Source organism: Zobellia sp. 1_MG-2023 (assembly GCF_030549125.1).
In the GTDB taxonomy this organism is placed as follows: Bacteria; Bacteroidota; Bacteroidia; order Flavobacteriales; family Flavobacteriaceae; genus Zobellia; species Zobellia russellii.
In genome coordinates, this window is record NZ_JAUOSY010000001.1 from 401,670 (window position 1) to 423,071 (window position 21,402).

19 protein-coding genes are annotated in these 21,402 nt (G+C 39.1%); 3 read left to right on the plus strand and 16 right to left on the minus strand.

All coding sequences use genetic code 11. From position 1 onward, the window contains the following. Positions 1-39: 39 nt before the first annotated feature. The 6 genes from Q4597_RS01595 to bioA all read right to left on the minus strand — a co-directional run bounded on the left by Q4597_RS01595 (position 40) and on the right by bioA (position 6,751). Positions 40-900: a cupin-like domain-containing protein gene (locus Q4597_RS01595; RefSeq protein WP_215437422.1), complete on the minus strand. Its 861-nt coding sequence runs from the start codon at positions 898-900 to the stop codon at positions 40-42. A 67-nt stretch (positions 901-967) separates the two neighbouring features. Then, entirely contained in the window at positions 968-2,062 is a 1,095-nt protein-coding gene (gene bioB / locus Q4597_RS01600; protein ID WP_215913684.1) for a biotin synthase BioB, read from the minus strand. Positions 2,063-2,202: 140 nt separating this feature from the next. Then, entirely contained in the window at positions 2,203-3,639 is a 1,437-nt protein-coding gene (locus Q4597_RS01605; RefSeq protein WP_303404509.1) for a flotillin family protein, read from the minus strand. 4 nt (positions 3,640-3,643) lie between these two features. Continuing rightward, positions 3,644-4,222 carry a hypothetical protein gene (locus tag Q4597_RS01610; RefSeq protein WP_303404510.1) on the minus strand — a complete coding sequence of 193 codons (579 nt, stop codon included), beginning with the start codon at positions 4,220-4,222 and terminating at the stop codon, positions 3,644-3,646. 66 nt (positions 4,223-4,288) lie between these two features. Further along, a complete protein-coding gene (locus Q4597_RS01615) occupies positions 4,289-5,473 on the minus strand; it encodes a beta-ketoacyl synthase N-terminal-like domain-containing protein (RefSeq protein ID WP_303404511.1) in 1,185 nt (394 codons plus the stop codon). A 9-nt stretch (positions 5,474-5,482) separates the two neighbouring features. Further along, on the minus strand, positions 5,483-6,751 hold the full coding sequence (gene bioA, locus Q4597_RS01620) for an adenosylmethionine--8-amino-7-oxononanoate transaminase (protein ID WP_303404512.1): 1,269 nt from the start codon (positions 6,749-6,751) through the stop codon (positions 5,483-5,485). 67 nt (positions 6,752-6,818) lie between these two features. Here bioA and Q4597_RS01625 point away from each other — a divergent pair, with 67 nt between their 5' ends. Next, the gene (locus Q4597_RS01625; RefSeq protein ID WP_303404513.1) at positions 6,819-8,312 is read left to right on the plus strand and encodes a glycosyltransferase family 39 protein; all 1,494 of its coding nucleotides are present in this window, start codon (positions 6,819-6,821) and stop codon (positions 8,310-8,312) included. Here the strand turns inward: Q4597_RS01625 and bioD are convergent. The 6 genes from bioD to Q4597_RS01655 all read right to left on the minus strand — a co-directional run bounded on the left by bioD (position 8,304) and on the right by Q4597_RS01655 (position 14,477). Further along, on the minus strand, positions 8,304-8,921 hold the full coding sequence (bioD, locus tag Q4597_RS01630; RefSeq protein WP_303404514.1) for a dethiobiotin synthase: 618 nt from the start codon (positions 8,919-8,921) through the stop codon (positions 8,304-8,306). The genes Q4597_RS01625 and bioD overlap by 9 nt on opposite strands. Position 8,922: 1 nt before the next feature. Further along, complete coding sequence (locus tag Q4597_RS01635; RefSeq protein ID WP_215437408.1) at positions 8,923-9,306, minus strand: DUF2007 domain-containing protein; 384 nt, start codon at positions 9,304-9,306, stop codon at positions 8,923-8,925. Position 9,307: 1 nt separating this feature from the next. Continuing rightward, complete coding sequence (locus Q4597_RS01640; RefSeq protein WP_303404515.1) at positions 9,308-10,462, minus strand: 8-amino-7-oxononanoate synthase; 1,155 nt, start codon at positions 10,460-10,462, stop codon at positions 9,308-9,310. 41 nt (positions 10,463-10,503) lie between these two features. Further along, on the minus strand, positions 10,504-13,062 hold the full coding sequence (locus Q4597_RS01645) for a toxin-antitoxin system YwqK family antitoxin (RefSeq protein ID WP_303404516.1): 2,559 nt from the start codon (positions 13,060-13,062) through the stop codon (positions 10,504-10,506). Between the two features lie 233 nt (positions 13,063-13,295). After that, entirely contained in the window at positions 13,296-13,883 is a 588-nt protein-coding gene (locus Q4597_RS01650) for a hypothetical protein (protein ID WP_303404517.1), read from the minus strand. Positions 13,884-13,892: 9 nt separating this feature from the next. Then, entirely contained in the window at positions 13,893-14,477 is a 585-nt protein-coding gene (locus tag Q4597_RS01655; protein WP_303404518.1) for a DUF3575 domain-containing protein, read from the minus strand. A 151-nt stretch (positions 14,478-14,628) separates the two neighbouring features. Here Q4597_RS01655 and Q4597_RS01660 point away from each other — a divergent pair, with 151 nt between their 5' ends. Next, on the plus strand, positions 14,629-16,434 hold the full coding sequence (locus Q4597_RS01660) for a M61 family metallopeptidase (protein ID WP_303404519.1): 1,806 nt from the start codon (positions 14,629-14,631) through the stop codon (positions 16,432-16,434). Continuing rightward, positions 16,416-16,964, plus strand: a complete 549-nt coding sequence (locus Q4597_RS01665) for a GNAT family N-acetyltransferase (protein ID WP_303404520.1) — start codon at positions 16,416-16,418, stop codon at positions 16,962-16,964. Before Q4597_RS01660 ends, Q4597_RS01665 begins: the two co-directional genes overlap by 19 nt. Positions 16,965-17,133: 169 nt before the next feature. Here the strand turns inward: Q4597_RS01665 and Q4597_RS01670 are convergent, their stop codons facing one another. The 4 genes from Q4597_RS01670 to Q4597_RS01685 all read right to left on the minus strand — a co-directional run bounded on the left by Q4597_RS01670 (position 17,134) and on the right by Q4597_RS01685 (position 21,384). Beyond that, the gene (locus tag Q4597_RS01670) at positions 17,134-17,643 is read right to left on the minus strand and encodes a hypothetical protein (RefSeq protein ID WP_303404521.1); all 510 of its coding nucleotides are present in this window, start codon (positions 17,641-17,643) and stop codon (positions 17,134-17,136) included. A gap of 68 nt (positions 17,644-17,711) precedes the next feature. After that, positions 17,712-17,990 (minus strand): F0F1 ATP synthase subunit epsilon, encoded by a 279-nt coding sequence (locus tag Q4597_RS01675; RefSeq protein ID WP_155601322.1) that lies wholly within the window; start codon positions 17,988-17,990, stop codon positions 17,712-17,714. A 77-nt stretch (positions 17,991-18,067) separates the two neighbouring features. Further along, positions 18,068-19,576, minus strand: a complete 1,509-nt coding sequence (gene atpD / locus Q4597_RS01680; RefSeq protein WP_215437392.1) for a F0F1 ATP synthase subunit beta — start codon at positions 19,574-19,576, stop codon at positions 18,068-18,070. A gap of 182 nt (positions 19,577-19,758) precedes the next feature. After that, positions 19,759-21,384, minus strand: a complete 1,626-nt coding sequence (locus tag Q4597_RS01685) for a G-D-S-L family lipolytic protein (protein ID WP_303404522.1) — start codon at positions 21,382-21,384, stop codon at positions 19,759-19,761. Between the last annotated feature and the right edge of the window lie 18 nt (positions 21,385-21,402).

A 21,402-nucleotide genomic window follows, 5' to 3' on the forward strand; every position in this document is an offset into this window, starting at 1 on the left:
TTAAAGTGTGTTTTTATGAAAAATGGATGCTCGAAAAAATTAATTGGACACTCTTTTAGAGGTTCGCTCTATGGCCTTTTGGTTTTTTCGGTCTATCCATTTCTGACCTTGTATTTTTCGCATTAAGATGTCAAAATTACGCATTATGAAAACATTATAAAGCCCCTCGGCAAAATTTATGGGGTTCTTTGGCCAAGACCTTAGACTCATAGAAAATCCCGGAGTTTTGTATTTCATATAATGCCAATAGCCTTCGGGCATATATAACACCTCACCATGGTTCAATTCCGTTTTATAACCGTTGGCCTTTTGCAAGGCGGGCCACTTATTAAAGTCCGGATTATCAAAATCTATGCTTTCATGGGTGATAAGCGAATTGGGCACCTTGTACAAATATTTAGTCTCTGAAGGCGCAAACAAGATACACTCCTTTTTTCCTTCAAAATGAAAATGGAAAATATTGGACATATCTATATCATAATGCATAAAGGTGTAAGAGTCCATCCCCCCAAAAAAGAGCATGGGCAACTTTTTCTTTAAGGTCAATCCAAAATCAGGAAACTCGTAATCCTTTTGAAGCTGAGGCACTTCCTTTAGTACATTCCAAAGAAAGATTCGGTATTTGGTAGGTTTGGCCCTTAGCAAATCAATGTATTCGGACATCTTCATTTGCGCATGCGGCTCATTAAAACCATCTTCATGGTTTACCGGGCGATCATCATAAAGAGGAACAGTTTTATCTCCTGCAACCTCCCGAATATAATCAAGGTTCCATTTTTTAAAAGCCGGCCAATTTTCTATGGCGCGTTCTATCACCACAGGTTTCTGCGGTTTAAAATACTGTTCTAAAAAATCTTCCTTAGAGATTGTTGATACCCTTGGAATAGCCGCTAATTTCAATGGAATTAAGGTTATGTATAGTTGGCAAATTTAATTAACCTTATGGAAATATTTTCTTAAAATTAACCTAATCTACCACTTTACTCTTTGCCTTAGCCTCCTCATTACGCTCAATAGTATGGCCCGGTCGGCTCCATTTTGGCTTTTCACCCAAAGGTTGCAATTTAGATTCCGAGGCTTCCACAGTTTTGGGTTGAGAAACTTTGGTAAACGGCTTTTGAGGATTTAATCCCAATAATTTGAACATTTCCATATCCTCGTTTACATCAGGATTTGGAGTGGTCAATAACTTATCTCCAGCAAAAATAGAATTGGCTCCGGCAAAAAAGCACATAGCCTGTCCTTCCCTGCTCATTTCTGTACGACCAGCAGATAAACGCACTTGGGTCTCCGGCATCACAATACGCGTGGTAGCCACCATACGGATCATATCCCAAATGGAAACAGGTTCCATATCTTCCATTGGAGTTCCTTCTACAGCTACTAATGAATTGATAGGCACAGATTCCGGCTGAGGATTTAGACTAGCCAAGGCCACCAACATTCCGGCACGATCTTCAATTGCCTCTCCCATACCTATGATACCACCGCTACAAACTGTTACGTTGCTCTTGCGCACGTTATCTATAGTCTCCAAACGGTCTTCAAACGCGCGGGTAGAAATAACATCTTTATAATAATCTTCAGATGTATCCAAATTGTGATTGTAGGCGTATAGACCTGCTTCTGCCAAACGGTGTGCCTGGTTTTCGGTTAACATACCCAAAGTACAGCAAACCTCCATATCCAACTTGTTAATGGTACGTACCATTTCCAGAACTTGATCAAACTCAGGACCATCTTTTACGTTACGCCATGCAGCCCCCATACAAACACGAGAACTACCGGAAGCTTTTGCCCTTAAAGCTTGAGCCTTTACATGCGAAACTTTCATAAGGTCGTTCCCTTCAATATCCGTGTGGTATCTTGCCGCTTGTGGGCAATACCCACAGTCTTCCGGGCAACCGCCCGTTTTTATGGAAAGTAAAGTAGACACCTGAACCGTATTGGGATCATGATGTTTTCTATGGATGGTAGCCGCATCATACAGCAGCTCCATTAAAGGTTTATTGTAAATATCAAGAATCTCTTCTTTCGTCCAGTTATGTCTAGTTTCGCTCATAGTCTTTTTGAAATCTGGCTTCAAAAATAACCTTTCTAAATTTAGAATACCAAATAAGGCTAAATAATCATGCCTATAGAAATGAAAAAAGCCCGCTGAAATAATTCAACGGGCCCTTATTCTAAAGATTGAAAACCGATTTATTCCTTTTCTTTTTTCTCGTCCGAATTAACAGGATTTACATCTTTGGCCTCACTTTCATCGGTTACATCCTTGCCTTTTAAATATTCTGGCAATTGCATTCCGGCCATATTAAACATTTCCTGCAATGGCGGAACCGACTTATACATTCCTGATATAAAATTAGCCGTTGAGCCTTTTCCATCTGCTGTCTTGGCACCGGAATCCCACACGGTCACTTTATCTATCTTAATGTTTTTGATAGCTTCTGCTTGGGTTTTCACCAATTCAGGAAGCTTATCGGCCACCAATAACAATACCGCATCTTCAGGATTGTTGCCCGCAGCTTTTACAATTTCGTCAAGACCTTGTGCTTGCTTCGTTAGGATTTCGAACAAACCTTTTGCTTCGGCCTGAGCCTTGAACAAAATAGCATCTGCCTCACCTTTTGCTTTTCTACGGATCATCTCTGCTTCCGCTTCGGCATCAATCTCAACTTTCTTTTTGTCTATTTCCGCAGGAACTACAATATCTGCCATTTGAGAACTACGCACCCTTTCCGCTCTTGCAATTTCTGCATCTTTTTCAGCCGCATAAGACTCTTCCAAAGCTTTTGCTGCCTGTACTTTTTCGGCTGCAATAGCCGTTCTTTCCGCTTCCGCTTCTCTCTGACGACGTAACGAATCCGAATTTGCTACATTAATTTTTGCAATATTTTCCCCTTCTACAGCCTGCGCGTTGGCAGCTGCCACCTGTGTACGTTGATCCTGTACCGCATTGGCCTCACCAATAGAACCATCTCTGTTTTTCTCAGCAACGGATTTTCTTGCCGCGTTAATAGCGTGTGCCGCGGCTTCCTTACCCAAAGCTTCTATATAGCCCGATTCATCTACAATATCCGTAATATTTACGTTGATAAGTTTGAGACCCACTTTCTTTAATTCCGATTCTACACTCTGCGAGATATTGGTCAAAAATTTATCTCGATCCGAGTTGATTTCCTCAATATCCATTGAAGCCACTACCAAACGTAATTGACCAAAAATAATCTCTTTTGCCAAATCTTGAACCTCTTGCATACCCTGCCCCAAAAGACGTTCAGCGGCATTTTGCATAATTCCCGGTTCCGTTGAAATACCAATGGTAAAACGAGAAGGGACATTCACTCTAATATTCTGCTTACTTAACGCGTTTACAAGGTTAACCTCAATGGAAATAGGCGTTAAGTCCAAGTATTCATAATCCTGGATCACTGGCCAAATAAAGGCGGCACCACCATGAATACATTTTGCCGAACTACCGGCACCTACTTTACCATACACCACAAGGATACGATCAGAAGGACAACGTTTGTACCTTCTAATGAACGATATGATAATGATAAAAAAGAAGAGAATGGCAAAGCCAATGGCGAGCAACGAGGCGCTTCCCGCTAACTGTAAGGGTATTAATAACATTTGGTTATTTATTTAGGGGTTCAACAATTAAAATTCCGTTTGCGGTAACTTCTTTTACGATAACTACATTGCCTTGCAAAAGGTCTTCATTAGCATTGGTCAATGCTTCCAGTTCGCGCAGTGTTCCCTGCACATTTATACTTACTTTACCAATGCTCTTACGATTGGCTCCAATAGTTAAATACACCTCACCAATTTGGTTAAGGGCATTCTTAAGTTTGAGAGTACCGCTGCTTTGCAGTTTACCCAAATAGTAGAATAAAGATGCCATGGCCAACATCATTAGCAGACCGCAAATCAACGATATAAGAACCGTAATGCCTTTGGACATTCCCGCATCCAAGCAAGCGATACCGGACCACCCAAAAAGGGTAAAAAAACCAACAAGGTTTTTAAAGGATAAAAATTGAAATTCAATTCCGGTGTCCGCATCAATATCGGCATCTACATCGCCATCTATATCATCTACCTCCCCACCAATAAAAGTTAATAATAGAAGAATAATGAGAATTACGGAGGCCACAAAGGCCGTTACCCAATAGATTTTCTCAAATAAAGTCATCATTTCGAACCCTAGTTCCATAAGCTAAAAGTTAGGTTGGCGATTAAAGATAAGAATAATCTTACCTTAAACTAATTCGAAAGCGGACTATACGTTACGAGACAATAGAATAGAAACTGCATTACCCCCAAAACCTACCGCATTTACCAAAACTTTACTAAGTTTTTTTGGTGTAGACGAATAGGTAACGAAAGGTACTTTTACCACCTGTTGGTGCTGCAACATCAAGACCGCCAATTCTATGCTTAACGCTCCCGAAGCTCCAAAAGTATGCCCTACTTTCCATTTATTTGTAGTCAGAAAAGGCAACTTGTTACAAAATACTTTCTCAATGGCCTTATACTCAGATATATCTCCCTTAATTGTTCCTGGCGCATGCATTACAATGGCATCTACCTCATTTGGATTTATTTCTCCCAAAGCCATTTTCATGGAACTCTGAAAACACTCCGCATCCGTAGAGATTGAAATATTATGGCGCAAAGGCTCTGTGGCATACCCTACACCCTCAATTACGGCCAAGGTTTTAGAGGAAACTCCATTTTCCAAACAGATAACGGAGGCACCCTCTCCAAGAACCATCATGTTCCTTTCCTTATCAAAGTCCAAGGCACGGTTCGGGAACTCATTCCCCTTATTGGTATCCGTATCCTTTTTGTATTGGGAATATATCTTTAGTACCTTCATTTGGGCAATGGTAAAAGGCGTTAACGGGGCTTCGCTGCCACCTACCAAAAATTTGTTTGCCATACCGCTCCTTAGCCATGCCACACCGTTTAAAACAGCATGAAGTGCCGTAGAACAGGTTATGGAATGGGAAATTTCCGGGCCTTGGGTCTTAAGGTCATGCGCAATCCACGAGGAGATATTCCCTAAGGTTGTAGTTGGTGAAGTGAGTGTTGCCGTTTTATTATTCGCCAAAAAGTCCTGATGGTATTTTTCAAAAAGTGCCGTTGCCCCTCTTGATGACCCTATGTTGATACCAAAGTCATCTCCTGCTTTCCATCCAGCTGTGGCAATGGCCTCTCTTGAGGCATACAAAGCGAACAGAACGGAATCATCCAGACTTTTGTATTTATTGTCCGAATTTCTGAGTGCCTCTATCGCTTGCTTAGACTCATTAGACAAAGCGGCTATCCATTCCAACTCCTCCCCAAATTCATTTTGAATAAAAAAATGGTTGTCTTTAGAGTAGTTCGCCCAAGTTTCGCTGGAAGTTTTCCCTAATGGGGAAATTGAGCCTATGGCGGTAATGGATATTGGTTCTTTCAAGCGGCAAGTTTAAATACTGTTCAATAAATCTTCTATGGTAGTATATATTTTTTGCAACTGCGCATCCGTAATCACATAGGGAGCAGAAATATAAATGGTACTACCAAGGGGCCGCAAAAATACGCCATTATCCATAAAATGTTTGAACATTTGGTCACGTAAATTCCCGTAGCGTTCCATTTTTACATTAAGGTCCAAGGCGTAAATAATACCGCATTGGCGGGTACGGGCTACTTTTGGGTGCTTTCTAATTTTAAGGTCGAACACCTGATGTGATGCGATTATGCTTTGAATTCTAGCCTGGATATCCTGTGACTGCAACAGTTCCAGTCCCGCCAAAGCCGCAGTGCATGCCAATGGATTACCCGTATAGGTATGACCATGGAATAAACCTTTAGCCAATTCATCGCTATAAAAGGCATCATAAACCTCTTGGGTACAACTCGTAATTGCCATAGGAATCAAGCCCGCAGTCAAGGCCTTGGACATGCAAATTATATCAGGTTTGGTTTCAATATACTCCGAAGCAAAGGGTTTTCCGGTTTTTCCGAAGCCCGTCATTACCTCATCGGCAACGGTGAGCACTCCATGCTGTTTTAGAAGGCGCAATATACGATCTAGATTTTCGGCTTTGTGCATTTTCATTGCTGCAGCACCTTGTACCAAAGGCTCGTAAATGAAGCCTGCAATATCGTTTCGTTTTAACCTCGTTTCCAACTGAAGTAAGATTTCCTCAATATTTTCATCCGTAGGAACGGCAATTCGCTCTACATCGATAAAAAATTCCTCAAATGGTCCGTTGTAGACCGAAAGCCCTGAAACAGACATGGCACCGAACGTATCTCCGTGAAAACCCTCTTCAAAGGCAAGCATGGTCTTGCGCTTTCTACCCTGATTAAAATGGAACTGTAAGGCCATTTTAATCCCTATTTCCGTAGCCGTGGAACCATTATCGGAAAAGAAGAGTTTTTGTTGGTTTTCGGGCAAAACCTTTATCAGCTCTTCGGACAGTTTTACTGCAGGTTCATGGGTAAATCCACTAAATACCACCTGATCCAACTTTTTCATTTGAGCATGCACCTTGTTGGTAATATACTCATTGCAATGGCCATAGGCACTGGTGTACCATGAGGCTATGCCATCTATATATTCCTTTCCATTCTCATCATACAAAACAGCACCTTTTGCCCTAACTATTCCTAACATGTTAGAATGCAGTTTATGCTGCGTTAATGGGTGCCACAGGTGTTTTTTATCTCTAGCAGATAGATTTTTCAAAACAATTATATTCGTTAAACTCTCTTTTTCTATCTTGCAAAGATGGGAATTAATCCCTTAAGAATTCATGTTTCAAAAACTTATAGATTTATTCGTAAAGAATTACGATTCCATTACAAATAGAACCGTTGTAACGGTTCTATTTATAACTTCTTTCTTTATTAGATTTCCTTTTTTTTTTAGGGATTATATAGACCGTGATGAAAGCACTTTTATTTTAATGGGTCAGTCATGGGTAGATGGATATCTTCCTTATACACAACTTTGGGACCTCAAACCTCCCGTCATTTTTCTGTTTTTTGCAACAATCATTTACAGTTTTGGGAAAAGCTTTATTGCCATAAGGTTCTTTGGTGCTGTTATAGTAGCTTTAACAGCCTTTTTTACTTACAAAATTGGAGAAACTACCCATTCAAAAAAAATAGGGCTCTGGGCAGCTATTGCCTGTGTTCTTCTTTTAAGCCTTTTCGGAAGTTTACAAGGGGTCATGTCCGAACACATTTGCATGCTATTCTTTCTTCCTGCCCTTTATCTAGTTATTAAGTACATAAGGCCGTGGGCATTTTTATGTGCTGGCCTTTTACTTGGGTTGTCCTTAATGTCTAAATTGAATATAGCTTACGTAATTCTTGTATTATGTCTAAACCTATTGTACAGTTTCTTCAATACAAACCAATTTTGGAAAGGACTTACAAACATCCTTCTTTTGGGGTTAGGTATTATATCTATTACACTATCAACTTTTTTACCATACTATTTTCAAGACTTGACAGATGTTTGGTGGAATTCCGTAATTATGGCACCAATTGAGTATTCTGCTTCGCACCAGAACCCAATATACAAAACCGCCCCTTTTTGCATTATCATTTTAACTTTCTTGGTTTTGATTTGGAAACAAAAACTATTGAATTTCAGCAATAGAGGTGTGTCTATTTTAATGGCGACAGTTTTTGGGGAGATACTTATGTTTACTATGGGAGGTAAAGTTAACGGTCACTATTTAATTCAATTTTACCCCGTATTTATTGTACTCTTTTTCATGGTGATAGCACAACTTGAAATAGTTCGAAACAAATCAAACTTTTTGTTAAAATATTTGCCTTTTCTATTATTTTTAATACCTATTGAAAGTTATATAGAATATGCCAATATTCTAAAATCTAAATGGGAACAGGGTACTTTTTATAATGGAGAAGGCATTAGAGCGCCCAATTATATCCTACAGAACAATCTGGAGACCAAGAATATTCTCTTTTTAGAATACCATATAGGCTATTGGGTTTTAGATGAAACCCCTCTTACAGTAGCGGCCACTCACCCCAGTAATATTCTACGCGAATCTCTATTTCCCTATTTTAACAACCCAAGAAAAACAGGCCTAGAGGAAATTCGTTATATTATGGAAACCATTAAACCACAAACCGTAGTAATACGAAAAAACAAAAAAGTATTCGACAAAAAATACAAAGAAGCAAACTTATACATTAATCACTACTTAGAAAGCCGCTATAAACTTACCGCAACAGTAGGCAACGCAAAAATACACCAACGGTTAGAGTGATATGAGTGCAGACTTGAATTTATCTGCATATTTCTTAACAATGGCCTTATCAAAACTAGCCTCTTCATCTATACGACCAATGGCAGAAACACCGGTTTTGTGCAAAATAATATTTTGGGTTTCAGGATTAGAGGCTCCGCTAAAAAGTATGGACACATCGTACCCTTTTTGCTGCAACCAACCCACCGTTAAAAGTGTGTGGTTAATGCTCCCTAAATAATGCCTGGATACCACCACAACATGATAGGTGGGCATAATTATATCCAAGACCGTATCATTCTCGCTAAGGGGTACTAAAATTCCTCCGGCACCTTCAATAACAAGAGAATTATCCGTTTGGGGTTCAACAATTTCTAGTCGGTCTATCTTTACACCGTCCCTTTCTGCGGCAGCATGCGGACTCATTGGTGTTTTTAACTCGTAGCTACTTTTATGAATAACGGTCCGTTCATTGGAAATCAAGGACTTAACCTTATCACTATCCGTATTGTCCAAATCTCCGGCTTGTACAGGTTTCCAATAATCGGCCTCTAGGGCTTCCACTATAATTGCCGAAGCTATAGTTTTTCCTACTTCAGTTGAAATTCCTGTTACAAAAATCTGCTGCATGCTATTGAGGTTTTGTTATCATGTTACAATGTAGGCATTTGTATTTTTTTTCCTCAAAAAATGGAAAAAGTTTATATAAAATTCCTTTTCTGTTATAATACACCTCTGATTTTTGCATTTTACAGTTAGGACACACAATCAAATTACCATTATCATCTATGGCATAGGCCCTAATTTCATTATAAATTTCTACAGCCTTTTCCCTATCTTCCGTGTAGACCTGTACTTTAACCCCGCCAATTGCATTACTGATCATTGGGTCTGAATTAAGTGTATATTCATCTTTCAAGAAAACGGATATTCCCTCAGATTCCAATTTTCCCTTTAGAATCTGAACATCCGCCGGATATTCAAAAGAAGCTATGGTATAAAATTTTTCTTTCATACTAGACCGTATCCATTACCGTTTTGAGTAAATTATCTATCTCCTTTTCGGAATTAAAACTATGAAGACAAATTCGCAAACGTTCCTGACCTACAGGCACAGTGGGCGAAAGAATAGGCCTGATATCAAATCCTTTTTCTTGAATTGCCTTGGCCATGTCACGCACCTTATCGTTGCCTGGTACCAAACAACAATGAATGGCAGAATTACTGGAAATAAACTGCCCCTGCAATCCTGAGCTAACCAATTTACGGTTGAAATAAGATATGTTATGTTTCAATTTCTCCACCTCAACACATTGATTTTTAAGATGCCCGTAAGCCGATAAAACCGAAGCGACCGAATGCGGTGAAAGCCCAGTGGTATAAATAAAACTCCGAGCAAAATTCACCAAGTACGTTTTTAGCGAAGCACTCCCCAAAATAGCGGCCCCATGGCAACCCAAACCTTTACCGAAAGTTACAATTTGGGCAAAAGCTTCTTTTTGCAAATTCAATTCATGGAGCAAACCTTCGCCTTGCTTCCCAAAGACCCCAACGGCATGGGCCTCATCAACAACGAGCCTACAGTTGTATGTGCCACATATTTTGGCAAACCCAACTAGATCGGGCGCATCTCCATCCATAGAAAAAACAGATTCCGTTACCACATAAATTTCTATATCTGGGTGATTACGACTTCGCTCTGCTTTACATCTTGCTTCTAAATCGGCAAGACTGTTATGTTTAAACTTATAACTTTTGGCATTGCCCATGCGCATTCCATCACGAATACTGGCATGAATATATTCGTCATACAGAACAACATCTCCTCTCTGGGGCACGGAACTAAAAAAGCCAATATTGGCATCATAACCGGAATTAAAGACCAGCGCAGCTTCCGATTCGTGAAATGCGGCCAACTGCATTTCCAGTTCTGCGTATAGCGGGTGATTCCCGCTTATTAATCTAGAACCGGTAGCCCCATTTACTACGCCTGGCGTTTGTTTCAGGATATTTTGGGCAACATGGTACAGCTCGGGTTTTTGAGCAAGGCCCAAATAATCATTTGAAGAAAAGTCTACCCATTTTGCATTTGGCACCGGCAAATTGCGCATGGCGTTCTGCCGGGCCCTATCCTCAAGTTTTTGTATTAGTTTATGGGGCAGGTTTACCATACCCCAAATGTAAGCTGTTTAATTAAAACATACATATTTGATCAATACAGGATACCCTCATTAAAATACTTCATTTCCAATCCTAGCTTTTGCGAGAAAAAAGTATGTTCTCCAAAATAAAGCCTTTCTTCGGATGAAAACAAAAGCTTATCATCTTCTCCGTAAATGGACAGTAGAAGGGCATCCCTTTTTTTATTGAGACTATAGTATGCCAAATTTTTATCGTTATACCCCTGTTTCAAATACACCGTTCCGCTCACAAGTCGGCCTTTATCGAAAACGGCTCTCGCCAACTCTTTACCATCCACATCATATTTTACGACGTCTCCATTCAGCTGTCCTTGCCACAATTCAAAACTGTATTTTATCTTCTCTTCATTAGGAAAATACTTCTTACAACTCACTATGCCATCCTTTGAATAGGACTTGACCAATAGGCCTTCTTTAGTTTTTATATCTTCTTTAAGCAGTTGTCCGCCTTTATAGGTTTGAATGGTATTTTTATAACTGGAAACTGATGTCCTCACACCATCCATGGGAATTCCGTCTTTATACAGCATTTCCCCAATTTGCTCTCCATCCTGATCATAATATGTAGCTTTTCCATTTAATTTATCATTCTGGTAAATTTCTTTTGACAGCAAACCACCTTTATATGTAAAGGTTTTAAAAACGCCTTCTTTTTTGTCGTTCTTGTAAGTTCCTTCTGCGAGTAGGTTTTTACTATAATCCAACTTTTTGTAATCCCCAGATTTCTTGCCCTCTTTAATCTGAAACAATTCCCTTGAAATTGGGTCGTAATACTCACCGCTCCATGGTTTTTGATTCTTGAATTTTACTTCGGCAATTAATTTACCGTCCCTATCATAAAAAGACGCACAGCAATTAACATCCATGTTTTCAACCAGTACCGGATTAATATTACCATACTTAGCATCATTTCCGTAATCATATTTTTTAAAGGCGATTTGTTCTCCATCTTTGATTACCTCATATTCTTGAACCGCATCCGAATCTCCAAAAAATTTATATCGCGTTCCTTCCTTTTTTATATAATCAAAAGAACCCAAAACCTCTTCTGTTTTACTGTAGAAAGTCCCGGTTGACTCCACATACTTTTTATATAAAGTTTCGCTCTGTTTCTTGCCGTTACTATAAAACTTTATTTCTTTGGTTTTATAATAACCTTCTCCATCATATTCTTCTATCCTCTTAAAAACAGCAGAAGAATCTTCATTGATTTTTCTTTTTCTCCAGTAGGTTTTACGAATTAGCCCTCCGTTTTCATACTCTTCTATTCCGCTTACGGATCCATCATTATAATCGTAGGTATAACGCTTACCCTCCAAAGGTTTTGGATATGAACTACTGTTTTCTAGCGCTAGCTCTCCCAACTTGTTCCCCTCCTTGTCATAATAGATTTCTATTTCGTTGATTTTTTCAATTTGAACAATATCAGTCTTGTAGAAAAAGATAATTTCCTTGATCAATTCTCCATTTTCATAGGTTCTTTGTCCCAATGAATAAATTTCCGTACCGTTCATGGGCTTATAGTTTTCATACTCCATCTTGGCCAGCTCGGAACCATCTTCTGTATAACTTACCTGAAGTATCTTTTGCCCATCTTTAAATTTATTTATTGCTTTTACCTGACCGTTCAAATAGTAATCTGCGTCCTCACTTATTTTACCATTGGCGTAAGTTGTTTTTCTAGCAATTTTATACTCATTTTTATAATTGTCCTTGTAGTTTCCGTAAGCAAAATTTATTAAGGTTCCGTTGTTGGGGATAATGCCATAAGCATCCATTTTATAGTTTATCCTACCCATCTCCTCTCCTTCCGGAGTATAATAAATATGGGCCAAATCCGGCTCCTTCTGAAAGAACGATCGGAGTTTTCCGTTGGGGTAGTAAAAAGTCTGTCCCAATACCGTACCTCTACTATAATAGTTAATGTTTTTAACTCGCATGGGGCCATACATATAAGTTACCTCTTCTCCTTTGATATTGCCGTTGGGCGAAGTTGTTTTTTCCCCAATATATGTACCTCCTTCTCCATAATATTTTGAACTAAGCTCGTATATATCTTTGGTGCCAATACGCTCAAACCGTATACCGCCTATATCATCTTGATAGACGATTTCCTTTATGGTATCACCCGCCTTTTCCATATAGTACATTCGGTCTCCATAACTTGTATTCCTTTTTCCCGATATAAATTGACCTTTGCTATATTTTGCCTTTAACTTATTCCCTTTTAAATAGGTTATAAAATCGCCTTCTAGGTAACCTTGCTCATAATCGCCTTCTTGATAAACAGAGCCATCTTCATTATACCATCTTACCTTACCTTGCCAAATGTCCTTTTCTGCGGATAGCGAAAACCCTTCCATTTGTCTCTTCCCGGACAGGTAAAAATCCTGCATATGAAACAACTCACCATTCTTCGTAACCGGAATTCTAAAAAACGAAGCACTATCTTTCACCGTAACCGGTTTCCAACTTTTATTATAGTAGATAGTGTCATTTTGGGCATGTACAACACTTATTGAAGCTATTATTAAGATGAACCAAGTATAACTTTTTAAAGAATGAATCATAATGAGGTTTTTATTGACAACAAAGGTAAGACCAAGCATTTCTTAAGAACACCCCTTTTTCAGGGGTTTTATTTAAACGGAAAGATTATAGAATATCGTCCTGAACAATAACTAGGGTTATTAAAGAAATATTGTGACTCTTAACTGTCATTACAAAAGAAGTAAGACCTTTAATCTTGACTATACCTATGATTGATTTTCTATTAACCACAGTATTGTCTAAGCAAATGTTACTATTGTTCTACTACCTTAAACTCTAAATAGGCGTTATCCGGATTGGTAAAACGGTGTTTTATATTCAGACTTACTCCCTCCCCACGGTAATAACTGGATTGATTATTAAAACTCACATTGCTTAAGTCAAGTCTAAATGCTCCACCTTCCCTTAGAATTACACCTACATTGGACTCATATGCGTTTTCTGCTTCATTCAATATTGCAGTAACAGCGTAATTACTATATGGATAATTATCAGCCGTGTTTTCCACTGAAGTAACTATATATTCAGGATCAACATACACGTCTTCGTAAGCATTTGAGAATTCAGAAAATTGCTGCAGTCCAAAATAGTAACTGAACGCTTCATCGTCTGTTGTCTCATAAATATCCAACAGCTCAGAATAACCGTCTTCTTTAAGATATCTGCTAAATTTTTGTGTAAAGAAAATTGTGTCTCCCACGGCATATTCCATTTGCTCATCAAAAGTAAATGCATCTATGGCCTCAACGTGGACATAATGAAAATTAGAACCACCATCATCCGAAAGACAACCAGTCAGCAACAAACCCAATAGTATTGTAACAATATATCTTATATGCATCTTTTCAGTTTAAAATCTATAGCCTACTCGTATTCCTGTTCGCACCATGGCAACATTTAAAAGAAGAAAATTAGTGCTAAAATTGGTGCGTAAGCCCAGTTGTGCCTCTACCGCCAATTTATTTTCTACAAATAGAAATCGGTAGCCATACCCTGTTCCTAAACCACCCACCATATAGGTTTCAGTACCAATAGTATACACACCATAACCTTGGTCATTAACAATCCTCACATACCTTTCGGCTTCATCAACCTGAGATACGGACCCGAAAATTTCAAAAAAATGACTCTTCTTTTGTGTACCATTTAAGTAAAATCTCACCAATGGCATTATCTCAAAATTTGTAGTGCGACTATAATAAGAGCCTTCGGTATCCAACTCTTCAATCCTGTCACCATAAATTGCCCCGGACAAACCTACTGCCCATTTATTGGCCACGATACGCTCATAACTCAAGTCAAAACTCTGAAATATGGGTAACATCAAATTAGAAGAAATCTGATTTTTATATTGAGGCATGTCTGTACCTTCTTGTGCAAGGCATAACAGAAAAGAACTCAAGAAAAACAGAATACTACAAAAAGCTTTTTTCATTATGGCAGTTTAATCTTCTATCAGATGTTTATGCTTTCAAAAGGTTGCTTATTTACACTATGTAATACAAATCTTTCTTCTTGTGTAGCAAAAATCAAATGTAGATAATGCTCGCTATTAATCTTATATTAGTGACATTAAATTTACATTAATGAAATTCTACCTTACGTCCCTATTGCTTACTACCATTAGTATACTTTCTGCCCAAACCAATAGCTATGAAATTTCTTTTGAAAACGCCGTTCACCATGAAGCGGTTATCAAAGGAAGCTTTCCAGAGTTAAAAACGGATACGGTCTCTTTTAGAATGAGCCGTACGTCACCTGGCCGCTATGCGTTACATGAATTTGCCAAGAACGTATATAATTTTAAGGCTACGGACAGTAAAGGAAAAAGTTTGGAAGTTCTGCGCCCAGACCCCTACCAATGGCAAGTAATAGGACATGACGGTCTTATTAACATAAGCTATACGCTCTTTGCTAACCGAGGTGATGGAACTTATTCACAGGTAGACGAAACCCACGCACACTTGAACATACCTGCAACGTTCATGTATACTCCTGCGCTTAATGAGAGAAAAATTAAAGTGGATTTCAAAGTTCGAAAGGATTTAGGTTGGAAAGTCGCCACCCAACTTCCTTTGGTTTCCGGAACAACCTATTCTGCCCCCAACCTCTATTATTTTATGGATAGCCCTACGGAAATCAGTAACCATTCCGTTCGTGAGTTTGAGGTAGAGGATAATGGAAAGAAGCAAAAAATACGTTTTGTATTGCATCATAATGGCACCGATGAAGAATTGGATGCCTATTTTGAGAACGTGAAGAAAATCGTTTTGGCGGAGGGAGATGTTTATGGAGAACTACCCGAATTCGATTACGGCACCTATACCTTTTTGGCCTGTTACATTCCCAATGCTTCGGGTGATGGCATGGAGCACCGTAATTCAACTATACTCACCAGCACACGTAGTTTAGCAGAAGGAGGCATGAGTGGTAACATAGGTACCGTGTCTCATGAGTTTTTTCACGCTTGGAACGTAGAGCGCATACGCCCCAAATCATTGGAACCTTTTAATTTTGAAGAAACCAACATGAGCGGAGCGTTGTGGTTTGCCGAGGGTTTTACAAGTTACTACACCAACCTTATACTTTGTAGGGCAGGGATTATTTCGCCCACAAAATATGTAGAGGGTATTAGCGGTACTTTTAATTATGTTTGGAACTCACCTGCACGCCAATTTTTTAATCCTATAGAAATGAGCTACCAAGCTCCTTTTGTAGATGCAGCCACTTCCGTAGATCCTGTTAACCGGGAAAATACTTTTATCTCTTATTACTCTTACGGGAGTATTCTAGGACTAGCGCTTGATCTATCCCTGAGAGAAGAAAAACTAAACCTGGACGATTTTATGAAACACGTCTGGATGCAATATGGTAAAAGCGAGCAACCGTATACCGTTGAAAACCTGCAAAAATCCTTAGCAGAATATGCAGGAAATGATATTGCCCAAAATTTCTTTGGCAAATACATTTATAAAAGCGAAATGCCGGATTACAAGTCTCTTTTAAACTCCGTTGGTGTTGCGCTCAAACAAAATCCGGAAGAACCTTATTTTGGGGCATCGGTTTCTTTAAATGGCGACGGACACGGTCAGATACAATCGAATCCCAAAATGGGCACTCCAGCATATAAATCCGGATTGAACAAAGAAGATATTATAACCCATATAAATGATGCCGGATTCCCGGACGGGCAACAGTTTAGCGCTTATATAGCAGGGCTAAAGGTTGGGGATACCCTAAACATTAAATTTACAAGCCAAGGATTCATAAAACAGACCAAACTTATTCTGGAAAGAAATCCGGATTACCATCTGCAACTAATGGAAAAAGAAAACATAAAACCTTCAAAAAAACAGTTGCGCAATAGACAAGAATGGCTAAAAGTGAATTAAAAGTGATTACCACTACAGTTACAACAGATAGTGAGCTAAAGCAAATTCTAGCGCTTCAAAAGAAAAACCTGTCTTCCACACTTTCTCCCAAGGAAAAGGTCCAAGAAGGTTTTGTAACCGTAGAACATACTTTTGAAGTTTTAAAAGCAATGAATGATGTATGTCCGCATATTATAGCCAAATCAGGTAATTTAGTTGTTGGTTATGCCCTCTGTATGCATCCAAAGTTTGCAGATGAAATACAGGTTTTAAAACCTATGTTTACCCAAATAGAATCCGTTATTCCCAAACCGGAAAATTATATGGTTATGGGACAAATCTGCATTGATAAGGCATTTCGCAAGCAAGGTATATTCAGAAAATTATACGAAACCATGCAAACCGAAACACGAGAAAATTTTAATTCTATCATCACTGAAGTAGATGCCACAAATACCCGTTCCTTAAGTGCACATTATGCTATTGGTTTTAATGAATTACAAACTTATGAATCCGCTGGGCAAAAATGGGTGATTGTTTTACTTCAATAAACTCTAAAAGTAAGCAGTAGGCTATCTTCAAAATTGAACTATGTCAGTTTTACTATTAACGTCTTCCTGACCGAAAAAAGTCAAGACTAGCGTATTTGCATAAGAAGCCAAAGGGTAAATCCTTGAACTTCTATTCTATACCTTATTTAAAATATATATCCTCAAGAAATCAATCAATTTCTATCCATTTTTGGTTATTGGCTTGGGTAGCATCCAGTAAACTTATCTGTAATTTTTGGGCCAGTACTTTTCCTTGTTCTATAGCATCTTTTTTACTTTCTAAAAGCGAGATATTAAAATGTTTATTTCTGTTGTACCATAAATTAACCTCAAACTGAGCTTTTGAATTTTTAAAAATAGAAATGTACTCCAAGTTTTGAAAGTCCTGCCATTTCCCTTTCTTAAAAGGGCCTACCCTATAAACGGACTTGTAGCGATAATTGTCAAAGTCAAAATAATAATCTCTTGTTACGGATGACCCTAGTCCTCCCATAAATGTAATTACGGCTGCCTCCAGAGCATATACAGCACCTCTAACCTCTCTGGATTCACCGTATAAATCAATAGTGACCAAAAAACGATAGAAAAAATAAATAGCAGCGGTGAAAAACACAGATGCCAGTACCAGTTGCCAAAATGGACGGTTACCCCCTGAAATAATTACGTTGCCCTTACCCATCTTTATAAAAACGAAAAAGCCATACGGTTAAGTATGGCTTTTTAATATTTATTGCACAGTGCAAACCTCTAATCGGCCAAAACTATTACCCGATTATCACTCATTTCAACAGTTCCACTAGAAATGGGAAGTATAACCTTTCCGCTAGCGTCTTTTGAAAATTTAGAAGCATGTGCCTCATCTATTGTTATGTTTCCGTCCACACGAACATTACCTTCTTGAAGTAAAGAAACTATAGCAGCGTGACCGTTCAAAATTTGAAACTCGCCATTAACTCCCGGTACAGTTACCGATGTTACTTCGCCCGAAAATAAAGTGGCTTCTGGTGATACAATTTCTAAATACATCCTTTTTAGTATTGAGTAGTTAGTATTTAGCAATTAGTTCTGCACACACAGTACTAATTACTATGTACTGCTCCTAATTAAGCTTCGGCTAACATTTTCTCACCTGCTTCTATTGCCTCTTCAATGGTTCCTTTAAGGTTAAAGGCAGATTCAGGAAGGTGATCTAACTCTCCGTCCATAATCATGTTAAATCCTTTTATGGTCTCTTTAATATCAACCAACACCCCTTTAAGACCAGTAAACTGCTCTGCTACGTGGAAAGGCTGTGAAAGGAAACGTTGTACACGTCTTGCACGACCTACTGCCAACTTATCTTCTTCGGAAAGTTCTTCCATACCAAGAATAGCAATAATATCCTGTAACTCTTTGTAACGTTGTAACAACTCCTTTACACGTTGTGCACAGTTATAATGATCGTTACCTAAAATCTCGGCAGTTAGGATACGAGAAGTAGAATCCAATGGATCCACCGCAGGGTAAATACCTAACTCCGCAATTTTACGGGAAAGTACTGTTGTTGCATCCAAGTGAGCAAAGGTTGTTGCAGGAGCCGGATCCGTTAAATCATCCGCAGGAACGTATACCGCCTGTACAGATGTAATAGAACCTCTTTTAGTTGATGTAATACGCTCTTGCATAGCACCCATCTCTGTTGCCAAAGTTGGTTGGTAACCTACCGCAGAAGGCATACGACCTAGAAGAGCCGATACCTCAGAACCCGCTTGCGTAAAACGGAATATATTATCTACGAAGAAAAGTACATCTTTACCTTGACCTTCTCCAGCACCGTCACGGAAGTACTCAGCAATTGTCAATCCTGACAATGCCACACGAGCACGTGCTCCTGGTGGTTCGTTCATCTGACCAAAAACGAAAGTTGCTTTTGAATCTTTCATAGCGGCTTTATCAACCTTTGCAAGATCCCATCCGCCTTCTTCCATAGAATGCATGAAATCATCACCATACTTGATAATACCAGATTCCAACATCTCACGAAGTAAATCGTTTCCTTCACGAGTACGTTCTCCAACACCGGCAAATACAGAAAGACCACCATGGCCTTTAGCGATATTGTTAATTAACTCCTGAATCAATACGGTTTTACCAACACCTGCACCACCGAACAATCCAATTTTACCACCCTTTGCATAAGGCTCAATAAGGTCAATTACCTTAATACCGGTAAAAAGAACTTCGGTAGAAGTAGAAAGGTCTTCAAATTTAGGAGCGTCTCTGTGAATAGGCAAACCATCTTTACCTGCTTTAGGCAAATCGCCTAAACCATCAATAGCATCACCAATTACATTAAAAAGACGACCGTATACATCATCACCAACCGGCATTTGTATTGCGCTACCTGTCGAAAGCACATCTGTTCCTCTACTTAGACCATCAGTAGAATCCATAGAAATTGTTCTCACAGTATTTTCACCAACGTGAGACTGTACTTCTAAAACAAGTTTAGAACCATCTTTACCAGCGATTTCAAGAGAATCGTAAATTTTTGGAAGGGCATCTCCTGATTGGAATTCCACATCGACTACTGGCCCAATAATCTGGGAAACTTTACCTGTAACTTTTGACATTACTTTATTAGTTTATGAATTCAAATTACTTACTGTATTGAAAAACACCTTAATACAGCGATGTTTTTCAGGCTGCAAAGGTATGTTTTTCAACTTGAATTGAAAACTACTTTTTATTCTTTTTTCACCATAAAAAAAGGCACCGTTAAATGGTGCCTTGTAAAACGTAAGAAAATCTATACCTATTGCAATGCCGGCGAATAGTTCGTTGGGAAATTCCCAATGTTGAACAAAGACCCGGATGCCTCAAAATTAGATTGATATGTAGCATCTATTGCTTTCATAAATTCATTTGCAATAAGTGCATACCCCCTAGCTGTCAAATGAACTCCATCAAGAGAAAAACCTCCCCCTGTTACTAAATTGGCAGTTAAAGTAAAATCACCGTCCGTAACACCGCCCTGGGCCAAATCCTGCAATAATTGGTTGGCATCTACAAACGCCAAGCCAGCAGCAGAAGCGGCAGATGTAATTGTAGCATTAAACTGATCCGTAGCAATCTTAATTTCATCTTGTTCTTCTGGTGTTAAGACCCATTTATCGGCTAAAGGTAACGTTATACCCTCAACAGAAAACTGACCGGCTACCGCTGCAGGAAGATTTGCTGCAGAAAGTGCGGCAAAAGATTCTTCATTAACGGTTCCGATAACTTTACTACTAGGTAGCACCAATAAATCGTTTTCCGTTGCAGGTCTGGTTTGACCATAGGTTGTTCCCAACAGACTAGCTACCAACGGAGCCGCTTCCTGAGGCAGCCCTAATTGTGTAACAAATACTGGAAAAGCGGGATTTGCATTAAAAGCACCTGTAATCTGGGCCGATATATCTACAAGTGCCTCATCCTTAATAACGACCGCATTGTCTAACGTATCCGAAAAAACAACAACTCTCTCGGTCTCTCCCAAAGCCGTATACACTTGATTCAATGCACCGTAAACCGTATTAAGAGTTGGTACCTGAGCAGCAAAATCATTTTCTTCAGGATCAATAGGATCATGAGGAACAGTTGTAAAATGCGGAATTGAAGTTACATATGGAATATTTGCCACAACCCCTTTTGCACCACCCGAAGTTAAGGTAGTTACGAGCGTATTAATTGCGAGGTCAAAAGTAGGTTGATCCGTAATAGGATTTGTTCCATCACCTCCTGAAAGCGCATATCCAAGTACATCATTATTTCCAATCCACAATGTGAAAAATGTAGGTGATTGTGCCATGGCCAGTTCTAAAACCCTAGCATCTGGTGTAGCACCCGTCATTCTAACAAAATAAGGATTGGCCAATTGAGCCGATAAATTGGCTATATTTCCATAACCTGGCGCCAATAGATGAAAACTCTTTGCTCCTGGAACACCCATATTATTGAACGGGCCTGATGGATTGTTCAAAACAATATCCGTTGTTGGGGCCACCTCACCAACTACATCGGACAAATCAACAGGGCCTGCCCCTCCGAACACCAATCTAGGATTAAAGCCTTCTATTTGTGACCCACCGGCCAATAGCCCCCCAATATTATCATTCATTAGTGGTTGAGAAAAAGAACCACCTCCTGCCAGCGCAAACTTTGTTGACAGCAGATTCGGAAAAGAGTTGGCTTGTCCCGCTTGAAAAAGTGCATTATCCGTAAAACCTGCGGTTAACGAATTCCCCAAAGAAACATAGGTTGAAAAATCTGCAGAGCCCGCATTTAATTCGGCAAGTGCCTCCGCCATTACTTCTGGCTCAAGGTTAACATCTTCAGGGTCATTACAGGCCGTAAAGGCTAAGATACCTAAAGAAAAGTATATATATTTTAAGTTTTTCATTTCAACTTGAGATTAAAA

Excerpts from the sequence above, each read along its gene's own strand:
- atpD (WP_215437392.1), bottom strand. The coding sequence starts at position 19,576 with ATGTCAAAAGTTACAGGTAAAGTTTCCCAGATTATTGGGCCAGTAGTC.
- Q4597_RS01650 (WP_303404517.1), bottom strand. The coding sequence starts at position 13,883 with ATGCATATAAGATATATTGTTACAATACTATTGGGTTTGTTGCTGACT.
- Q4597_RS01640 (WP_303404515.1), bottom strand. The coding sequence starts at position 10,462 with ATGGTAAACCTGCCCCATAAACTAATACAAAAACTTGAGGATAGGGCC.
- Q4597_RS01625 (WP_303404513.1), top strand. The coding sequence starts at position 6,819 with ATGTTTCAAAAACTTATAGATTTATTCGTAAAGAATTACGATTCCATT.
- Q4597_RS01670 (WP_303404521.1), bottom strand. The coding sequence starts at position 17,643 with ATGGGTAAGGGCAACGTAATTATTTCAGGGGGTAACCGTCCATTTTGG.
- Q4597_RS01675 (WP_155601322.1), bottom strand. The coding sequence starts at position 17,990 with ATGTATTTAGAAATTGTATCACCAGAAGCCACTTTATTTTCGGGCGAA.
- Q4597_RS01635 (WP_215437408.1), bottom strand. The coding sequence starts at position 9,306 with ATGAAAGAAAAATTTTATACCATAGCTTCTTTTGAATATCCGGCGGAT.
- bioB (WP_215913684.1), bottom strand. The coding sequence starts at position 2,062 with ATGAGCGAAACTAGACATAACTGGACGAAAGAAGAGATTCTTGATATT.
- Q4597_RS01610 (WP_303404510.1), bottom strand. The coding sequence starts at position 4,222 with ATGGAACTAGGGTTCGAAATGATGACTTTATTTGAGAAAATCTATTGG.
- Q4597_RS01605 (WP_303404509.1), bottom strand. The coding sequence starts at position 3,639 with ATGTTATTAATACCCTTACAGTTAGCGGGAAGCGCCTCGTTGCTCGCC.
- Q4597_RS01685 (WP_303404522.1), bottom strand. The coding sequence starts at position 21,384 with ATGAAAAACTTAAAATATATATACTTTTCTTTAGGTATCTTAGCCTTT.
- Q4597_RS01645 (WP_303404516.1), bottom strand. The coding sequence starts at position 13,062 with ATGATTCATTCTTTAAAAAGTTATACTTGGTTCATCTTAATAATAGCT.
- Q4597_RS01660 (WP_303404519.1), top strand. The coding sequence starts at position 14,629 with ATGAAATTCTACCTTACGTCCCTATTGCTTACTACCATTAGTATACTT.
- bioD (WP_303404514.1), bottom strand. The coding sequence starts at position 8,921 with ATGCAGCAGATTTTTGTAACAGGAATTTCAACTGAAGTAGGAAAAACT.
- Q4597_RS01655 (WP_303404518.1), bottom strand. The coding sequence starts at position 14,477 with ATGAAAAAAGCTTTTTGTAGTATTCTGTTTTTCTTGAGTTCTTTTCTG.
- Q4597_RS01665 (WP_303404520.1), top strand. The coding sequence starts at position 16,416 with ATGGCTAAAAGTGAATTAAAAGTGATTACCACTACAGTTACAACAGAT.